This is a genomic window from Bacteroidota bacterium (assembly GCA_018831055.1).
Classification (GTDB): Bacteria; Bacteroidota; Bacteroidia; order Bacteroidales; family B18-G4; genus M55B132.
This window is the reverse complement of sequence record JAHJRE010000047.1, coordinates 1-9931: the sequence shown is the minus strand read 5'-3', so window position 1 is coordinate 9931 and position 9931 is coordinate 1. Positions and strand designations below refer to the sequence as shown.

5 protein-coding genes are annotated in these 9931 nt (G+C 46.1%); 4 read left to right on the top strand and 1 reads right to left on the bottom strand.

All coding sequences use genetic code 11. The features are described 5' to 3' along the window. Positions 1–128: 128 nt before the first annotated feature. Entirely contained in the window at positions 129–1496 is a 1368-nt protein-coding gene (locus KKA81_03015) for a sigma-54 dependent transcriptional regulator (GenBank protein MBU2649882.1), read from the bottom strand. 140 nt (positions 1497–1636) lie between these two features. On the opposite strand from KKA81_03015, the gene KKA81_03010 reads away from it, so the two are divergent. From KKA81_03010 to KKA81_02995, 4 genes are all read left to right on the top strand, one after another. Next, entirely contained in the window at positions 1637–4000 is a 2364-nt protein-coding gene (locus tag KKA81_03010) for an ABC transporter permease (protein MBU2649881.1), read from the top strand. Positions 4001–4015: 15 nt separating this feature from the next. Continuing rightward, a complete protein-coding gene (locus tag KKA81_03005; protein MBU2649880.1) occupies positions 4016–6409 on the top strand; it encodes an ABC transporter permease in 2394 nt (797 codons plus the stop codon). A 195-nt stretch (positions 6410–6604) separates the two neighbouring features. Beyond that, entirely contained in the window at positions 6605–9310 is a 2706-nt protein-coding gene (locus tag KKA81_03000; GenBank protein MBU2649879.1) for a T9SS type A sorting domain-containing protein, read from the top strand. A 225-nt stretch (positions 9311–9535) separates the two neighbouring features. After that, positions 9536–9931: hypothetical protein (locus tag KKA81_02995; GenBank protein ID MBU2649878.1), on the top strand; the 396-nt coding region annotated here is incomplete at its 3' end.

The window sequence follows — 9931 nt, the reverse complement described above, 5'->3', positions numbered from 1 at the left end:
TATTCTGTATTCTGTATTTTCAATAGGATGGGCAATTGAATATTTTCTATTTGCAATGCATTGACAATATTAAATTGCCCATTGTCAATCCCATTGACAATACAGAATACAGAATACAGAATCGCAAATCATTCTCTTCCTTCCCCATACCTCTTCATCTTCCTGTACAACGTCGTCCTTCCCATTCCCAGTTCTTTGGAGGCTTTGGTGAGGTTCCCTTCGTGTTTTTTCAGGGCGGCCAGGATGGCGTTCTTTTCAAGGGTCTCCATGTTCAGGGAAGAAGCCGGGGTTTCTTCTGTTCCCGGAGAAGAAATGGAAAGCTCCTCCTGGGAAATGGTTTCCTGTCCGGTCAGGATCACCGCGCGTTCTACGAGGTGTTGCAGTTCACGGACATTCCCTGGAAAATCATAGGTGCGCAGCCTGCGGAGGGCTGCATCCGATAACCTGATCTTCTTACGGTATTTGTTTGCGTATAATTTCAGGAAATGTTTTACCAACAGGGGAATGTCTTCTCTTCTTTCCCTCAAAGGCGGAAGGATGATCTCCACAGTGTTGATGCGGTAAAGAAGATCCTGGCGAAACCGGTTTTCCGAAACCATGGCTTGCAATGGCATATTTGTTGCCGAGATAAGACGGATATCTGTGCTTACCGGTTTGTTGGAACCAATGCGTGTAACAGACCTGTTCTGAATGGCTGTAAGCAGCTTGGATTGCATGGCCGGGGAAAGGTTGCCGATCTCATCCAGGAACAAGGTGCCTCCGGAGGCGGCTTCGAAACGTCCCGGGCGGTCTTCTATGGCTCCGGTGAAAGAACCTTTCATATACCCAAAAAGCTCTGCCTCAAAAAGGGATTCCGGTATCGCCCCCAGGTCAACAGCCATGAATATCTTACCGTTGCGTGGCGATTGCCGGTGGATGGCCCTGGCAATCACTTCTTTGCCGGTTCCGTTCTCCCCCAGGATCAGCACATTGGCATCGGTTACGGCCACCTTCTCCACCATATTCAGGATGTCCTTCATAGCCTTCGACTGTGCTATGATGCCGGCAAAAGGCTGGTCCATATCGCCAACCAGTATCTCCTGGGTTCTGCGCAAGGCACCGGCCTCCTTCCTGGACCGGCCCAGACGGTATGCAGACATAACCGTGGCAAGCAGCTTCTCATTGTCCCAGGGCTTGACCACGAAATCGGTCGCTCCTTCTTTCATGGCTTTTACCGCCAGCTCTACTTCGCCATATGCGGTGATCATCACTACCGGGATATCAGGGTTGGTATCCCTGATCTTCCTGAGCCATTCCACCCCTTCCCTCCCATCGGTGCGGCCCGGGGAGAAGTTCATGTCGAGCAGGATAACGTCGAAATCATGCTTTTCAAGCAATTCAGGGATCGCTGCAGGATCCTTTTCGGTGATGACCTCCGGAAAATCATGTTTCAGAATAACTCTGGTCGTTAACAGGATGTCATGATCGTCATCAAGGATTAGTATTTTTTGTTTCATATCAGTACAGCCAACCGTTTCACTTTGAAACAATCACAAAGATATAATAATTCCCAAACTGTTTATACATTATTGTATATTAGCTATTTATAACGAATGGCATATAACTTGTTTTTGGAGTAATAAAAGAACCATCAGCCATGATAAAGAACTATTTCATCGTTGCTTTCAGGAATTTGTGGCGAAACAAGCTATACTCATTAATCAACATCCTTGGGTTGTCCGTTGGTTTGTCCGCTTCCATCATCATCATGCTCTATGTTTACCATGAATACAGTTTTGACCGCTTCCATAATAACAAGGACCGCTTGTACCGTGTTAACTACATTGCCGAGCGCAAGGGCAATATGGAACCTTCAGCGATCATGGTAGCGGCGGTAGGACAAAGCATGCTGGAAGAGTTTCCTGAGATAGAAGACATGACAAGGTTCTCCACTGACCGTGGCGGAAACATTTCCTGGAATGAAAAGGATGTGTTCATTCCTGAAATGCTGTATACCGACTCTTCCTTCTTTAACATGTTTTCTTTCCCCCTCCTGCAGGGATATCCTGAAAAAGCCCTTACAGAACCATATTCCATTGTGCTTACCGAAAGTACAGCAAGAAAGATCTTTGACGATAAAGATCCAATGGGTGAGGTCATCCGCCTGAACAACAATACAGGACTGAAGGTCACGGGAGTTTGCCAGGACGTGCCATCCAGCTCCACCATCCGGTTCAATGCCCTGATCTCCTTTACCACTTTGTATCTGGATACGAACCTGTATCTCGGCTGGGACGGCGGCCATGCCTACTACACTTATGTCATGCTAAAGCCCGGGGCATCCATGGAAACCCTGGAATCGCGTTACGGCGACTTCCTGGAAAAACATATAAATTACAAATACCGCGAGTATGGAGTGACCATGCATCTCGACCTGGAACCGATTGCGGGCGTTCATTTACAACCAAGAACCGAGGAAAACCATACCGGCCTTACGAACATCATCATTTTCATCACCATTTCGGTCTTCATTTTGATCCTGGCCTGCATCAACTTCACCAACCTGTCAACGGCCCGTTCCCTGAAAAGACTGAGGGAAGTCGGGATCCGCAAGGTTGTCGGGGCCGGCAAAGGGCAACTGATCAGGCAGTTCATCGGCGAATCTATGCTGATCACCATTCTTTCGCTGGTCATTGCGATCATCCTGACCGAACTTTTCCAGCCCTACTTCAATAACCTGACGGGTGTTTCCATCAACCTGTACATGCTGCCTCCTGCCCTGCTGATACCGGGATTGATCCTACTGGTTCTCATTGTTGGCCTTCTGGCAGGCAGCTACCCCGCCTTTTACCTTTCAGGATTCCAGCCGGTGGATATCATGAAAGGCGGTGACAAAAAAGGAAGGAGTAAATACCGTTTCAGGAACATCCTGATCGTCCTGCAGTTCTTTATTTCTTCGGCCCTGATCATCAACACACTGGTGGTTTACAGGCAAATCGGATACATAAAGAACAAGGATCTGGGTTACAGCAAGGAGAATGTTGTGGTTGTGCCCCTGGTCAGCGAAAAATCAAAAGACGGTTTTGAGCTGTTGAAGAATGAGTTGCGCTCCATTCCTGAGGTGATAAGCAGCGGAGCATCCTCAGAAGTTCCTGGAAGAAGTTTCATGATGAACGGTTACCTTCCTGAAGGCATGGAAAAGCCGATGCTGATCCATGCACTGGACATAGACCCGGATTTCCTGGGAACCCTTGATATACCCATCATCGAGGGGCGCAATTTCAATAGCCGGATGGAAACCGACCGGGAAGCATTTCTCATAAACGAGACATTGGCAAAGATGCTGGGATGGGATGATCCTGTCGGCAAGTTAATCACCCGCGATGGCAGGCATCCTGTGATCGGGGTTGTGCGGGATTTCAACTTTTCCACCCTTCACGAGGACATCAAGCCGCTGATCATCACCATGAAACCATGGCTGGGATACGATCTGTTATCGGTTAAAATAAACCCGGTGAACCGGCAGGAAACCCTCAATAAGATAGAGTCGTTATGGAACAAAATGTATCCCAACGAGCCCTTCAACTATTTCTTCCAGGAAGTCCATGTGAACGATGCCTATGGCATGGAGCGGTATTTCGGGGAGATCTTCATGCATTTTTCCATCCTGGCTATTTTCATTGCTTGTCTTGGTTTGTTCGGGCTGGCAGCCTTCACGACGGAGTACAGGAAAAAGGAAATTGCGGTCAGGAAAGTACTGGGAGCCAGCGTGCAACAGATCATTCTGGGAGTATCGGGAGATTACCTGAAATGGATCCTTCTTGCCAACATCCTGGCCATACCTGCAGCATACCTGTTTATGGAAAACTGGCTGAAACGCTTTGCGTACGCGCAGCCCATAGGATATATCCCATTTGTGATAACATTAATACTTACCATTGCCATTGCATGGATCACGATCCTGGTGCTGGTGAACAGGCTGGGAAGAACGAATCCTGCAGAGGTGTTGAAGTATGAATAGTAAGAAATTAAAGTCATGATCAATAACTATCTGACAACCGCCATAAGGAACCTGTGGAGAAACAAGCTCTTCACGGTCATCACCCTGACAGGGCTGAGTGTGGCACTTACCTCGGCGACCATCATTTTCCTGTATATACGGCATGAGACAAGTTTCGACAAGTTTCACCAGGACAGGGAAAAAACCTACCGTATTAATATCATGGAAGACTACAACACGGAGATGGCGTATTTCGGATGTACACAGTTCCCTCTGGCTGAACTTCTGAGGACGTCCTTCGCGGAATATCAGTTTACGCGTCTGTACAATGAGCCGTCGCAGGAAGTGACCATAGGGGAGAAAGTCTTTAAAGTTGAGAACATCCTGCATGCCGACTCCCTTTTCTTTGATTTTTTCGACTATGAATGGATTACCGGGAGCCCCGCGCAAAGTCTTGACAATATCCATTCGGTAGTGCTCACGGAATCAGTGGCAAAGAAGCTTTTTGGCGATGGAAATCCTATGGGGCAGATCATCAGTCTGAATACGGATTATGACTTCACCGTTACCGGCATCCTGAAAGACCCGCCAAAGAACAGCAGCCAGCCATTCGGAATGATCATCCCGCTGGGGTTCCTGAATAAAGAATACCTTGAGCTTGACATTGACCGCTGGACAATAACCATTTCCCATGTCGAAACCTATGTGAAGTTGCCGGCAGGAACGGATCCAGAAACATTTGAAAAGAAGATGAACGAAGTCATCCAGGATAATATTGAGAACAGGATTACCCAAAACAGCGTTTACCTTCTCCAGTCCATTGATGAGATTCATTACACTCCTGATTTCGAAAACATTCACAACACCTATTCTACTACCCGGAAATCATTGTTGATTTACGCCTTCATTGGTATTCTCATCATCGTCATTGCCGGAATCAATTTCATCAACCTATCCATAGCCCAGGGCATCAAGCGTTCGCGGGAGGTGGGCATCCGTAAGGTTATCGGGGCAAGCAGGAGGCAGATATCCATGATATTCATAACCGAAACGATGCTTTTATCCATCCTGGCCCTGATCATTGCCATCATCATTACGGAGATCAGCCTGCCGCATATCAACGACTTCCTGGGGAACAATATTCATCTGGCCATATACTCCGACTGGCAGTTCATCCTGTATGCCATTGGGGTAATTCTGGCGGTGACCCTTATCTCAGGGTTATACCCTGCACTGGTCTTATCTTCCTTCAGTCCCATTGAAGCAATCAGGAAAGCAGTCAGCGGGTCATCACACCGGCGGCTGAGCCTGAGGAACATACTGCTGGCCATCCAGTTTGTGATATCAGTGGTGCTGATCATCAGTTCCATTGCCATTTCCCTTCAGATGAAGTATATTCTGAACAAAGACCTGGGCTTTGAAAGTGAAGATGTGGTGGTATTCGATCTGCCCGGCCAGGAAGAGAATGACCTTAATGCAGTCCGGCGGAGCATGGAAAGTATCAAGGAAATAGAAAACTATAGCCTTGCCTTTTCCAGTCCGACCGACGGCCACAACATGGGCACCAATTTTGAGTCGAGGGATTCGGATGTCAAAGGTGATATGACGGCTAACATCAAATTCGCCGACAGTTCCTACCTCAGCACCTACAATCTCCGCTTGCTTGCAGGAAGCTGGTATCCATCGAGGCATCCTGAAGACTCGGTATTTTCCTGGGTAGTCAATGAGAGGCTCATTGGCATGCTGGGTTTTGGATCTGCACCCGAGGCTCTTGGGAAACATCTCATGGTCAGCGGGCTTCATGGCAGGATCATTGGGGTTGTAAAGGATTTCCATGTGTATTCACTGGCCGAGAAGATTGATCCGATAGCATTTACCTACCTGCCAAGATATTTTTCCAAACTCCACATCAAAACCTATCCAGGCAATACGGAGCAGGTGATCCTGCAGGCCGAGGAAGCATTAAAAGATATCTATCCGAAGAATATCATTGAGTATAATGTTTACGGAGAGATGCTGGAAGACATGTATTCCCTGGAGACCAAGCTCCTGAATATCATACGTTTTTTTACCATTGTGGCCATCTTCATTGCCGGTTTGGGACTACTGGGCATGGTATCCTATGTCATCGTACAGCGCACCCGTGAGATAGGAATACGGAAGGTGCTGGGCGCTTCCGTGGCCGGCATCGTGTACCAGCTGAACCGGAATTTCATTCGTATCATCATCATCTCGAACATCATCGCCATTCCACTGGGCTGGTATGCCATGCATGAGTGGCTGCAGCAGTTTGAGTTCCGGACCGTACTTCACTGGTGGATCTTTGCGTTGGCCTTTATCCTGTCTTTGCTGATCGGGCTGGCCACCATCCTGTTCTTCTCGGTGAGGGCGGCGCTGGCGAATCCGGTGGAGGCGATAAAGTGTGAATAGAGGGGAAGATCGAAGATCTAAGAACAAACGATCGAAGATCGAAGATTGGATTTTAGATTTATAGATTTTCATATCTGTGATCATATCATCCATCGTAGATTGTTTGTTCTTCGATCTTCGATCATGTATTTCAAAATTCTTTATTAACTTTATGGCAGGGTACTCCATTGTTAATCCCAAAAATGTTCTTTCGCCATGAAACACCTCATACATTGCCTTCTTCTATTTGTTATCTCTTCTTTTTGTTTCTCCCAGGAAGTCAGTATCCTCAACAATATTGAGGGCCAGCCATCTTCGGTTATCCTGAAATTGTCGGATACAACGTACATACATCCTGTCAAAGACGGCGAGATACCGGAGCATATCAGCTTTGATGGTCGCTATAATATTTCCCCGAAATATCATTTTGAGAGGAATCCAACGCATGGATCTGATTTTCTGGACATGCATATGGACAGTATTGAACCAGGAATCCTTCCTGAAGCGGATCTACCGTATAAAGTAAAATATACCTCCGATGGTTCCAGGATTGTGATCATCTATCATCATTCCAACAATGTGGTGGTGTATGATGCAGAGGATCTGAGTATCCTGGCCGACATTAAGATCGGGGAAGGGCCCGAAGACCTGTTTGTCAATGAAGACAGGATCTATGTCAGTTGTTATTACTCGGACGACATATACATCATCAGTCTCGATGATTATTCCATAGAAGACCACTTTTTCGTCGATCCACAGCCCAGCGTGATCGAAGTGAACCAGAGCGAGGACATTATTTATATTGGGTTTGATATGAGGGAGCATTGGAAATTGGCTGATCTTGCAGCGTTTGGACTGAGTACTCACAAGAAACTTTGGGAAAACAGTTGGCCCTTTATTGAACAGATCAATATGTGGGAAGGCTGGATTGGCCGGAAGGTGTATACCCTGTCACGTTTTGAGCTTATCGGGAGCGACCGCTATATTGCTTCCCTTAGGAACGGGGGAATGCTGGCTATCATCCTGGATGCCTTCACCGGGGAAGTGGTAAAGACTTTTTACAGACCGGGAGAAGGTGTTGTGAATTTTAAAGCTTCTCAAACCGGCGACACTTTATTTATGCAATCCAGGAAACAGGATTCCATAATATTTTACAGGGTGGATGCATACACACATAAGGTTTTGGATTCAGTTATCACACCCAAAGAATCCATGATCGGCTTCTGGTACTGGCAGGATAATCTGGCTGTAAATAAAGATGGCAGCAAGATGTTTCTTGAAATTGGGAATATTGCAACGGGCCAATATGGCGTTATGGCGGATTTTGATTCTCACGTTGTTAAGCTGATTCCACTTGAACAATATGACGATGCACAAATTGACATGGTCCAGTCATACGATAAAAGATATACCATCACCATGGGAGATAAATACCGGATCTTTGACTTTGAACTGGAGGATTATGTTTATAACGAATATTTAACGCTATTTGGGAATTACAAGGTGATGGCCTCATCTCCGGTATCCTATGATTTTATATGGTGCGATTTTCTTGCCAACAAGGATATCACCAACTGGAAAAAGAATGAGACAATTAATGTTTTTAATTTTGACGACCCTGCCAACCTTGTAAAGACCGACAGTGCCATTTGTGGTGTGCAACCCGAAGCTGATCTTACATATTCTGCTGTTTTGAACAATACGCATGAAAAGATCATCACTGCCAATCCTCTTTCAGGAAACATCAGCATCATAAACGCAAACACCTATGAAGTGGATACCCTCCTGGATATTGAAGAAATAAGCACCATTGTGCAGGTAAATGATGACCATTTGTTAATGGGAGGAAGTGATATCCGCCAACTTTTGCTGTTTGACATACCTACACTCAGTATCATAAAGCAATTCAACGCCAATGGTTTCGACATGATCATGCCGGGGCCTTACCAGGAATATGCTTACGCTTATAGCAGGAAAGAACATCAACTTATAAAGATCCGACTGGATGGTGCGAACAGTGTCATTGAGCAAAAACTCGACATCACAGATTATTTCGCATATTATGTCACATGGGAGTATACCTACTCTCCTGAAATATCCCCCGATGGAAAGTACATTATCATTGGGCAACAATATACTGCCCTGGTTATCGACACTGAACTGATGGAAGTGGTTGCCAACGTTACCTTGTCCGGTCGCTGTATCCATGACATGGCTTTCACGGAAGACAGCAAAAGGGTTTGCATACCATTTTGGTTTCTCACTCCGACATTTGATATCGTCTATCTTGATGGTTCCGGTTCCTACCTGGAAAATACCATCAGTGCCGATGACGGCTATGGTGGTATGTCTGTTGAGTTTAACAGGATCGACAAAAAGTTTTATATTGCAAGGAGAGACGATATCTGGGTAGTAGATCCTGAAACAGCCATTATAGAAGACACCATTGATTTTGAGCCTGTCGACCCGCAGGTCCAGATCTGTATTGACCCGCAGGGAAAACCCATTGTCAACACCATGCGTTACCTTTACCATGACGGAGTGGAGTACCACATGAAGGAACCCACACGTAGCATGTATGTGGATTACGCCAGCCAGAAATGCATCATCCCCAGTCCCGGCCCCGACCGGGTTTACATCCTGGATTTTCTGACCACCACCATGCATGAAATCCCGGTGACGAAAAGCAGCAAAGAAGTCAGTATCTTTCCGAATCCTGCATCAGATCAACTCACTATAGAATCAGGCAAGCCATTCCAAAGGATTGAAATATACAATGCCTCAGGGCAGCTATTATTTGGCAAGGATTACAGAAATACAATAACCACCCTAAATGTGGGAGATTATTCGCCGGGGATTTATATTGTAAGGGTTGGATTGGGTGATGAAAGTGTTGCCAGGAAGGTTGTGATAGAGAAGTGACCCCTCGACTCGCTCGGTACAGGCCCTCGACTCCGCTCGGCACAAGCCTCGACTTCGCTCGGCACAAGCCTCGACTTCATGAATATATTCATCAATTTCATTATAATTCCATTTTTTTCTACATTTGTTGTGAATTTTTTAACAAATTATACAACCTTTACACTTATATACATTGTCTACGTCCAATAATTTAATCTTTTCATAAACCTTACACCCAAGTTAACTATGAAAAAATCATGGATCATTATTCTTGCCTGCCTGCTGCTAACCACTATGTTCAGCACTGCCCAAACACTTACGCATACATACAGGTTTAATGCACCTCAGATAACTCAAAATGAAGACGGTTCCAGTTTTGTTGAGATTCAGGGATGCTTTAACCTGGGCGATGAAGGCACTCCTCTGCTTCCCTGGTTTGGGGCCGATCTGCTGTTACCACAGGGACAAGAAATTACCGGTATTAAAATTCTCGATGTGAAGTATGGGAAAACCATCCACAACATTCATATTATGCCTGCGCCCGGTCAATTCCCCATCTCCATTGGTGCTCCCGACGGATATAAGGCAGTTCCGGTCCAGGAAATTTATTCTTCCAGCCAGCCTTATCCTTCCAGCCCGGTC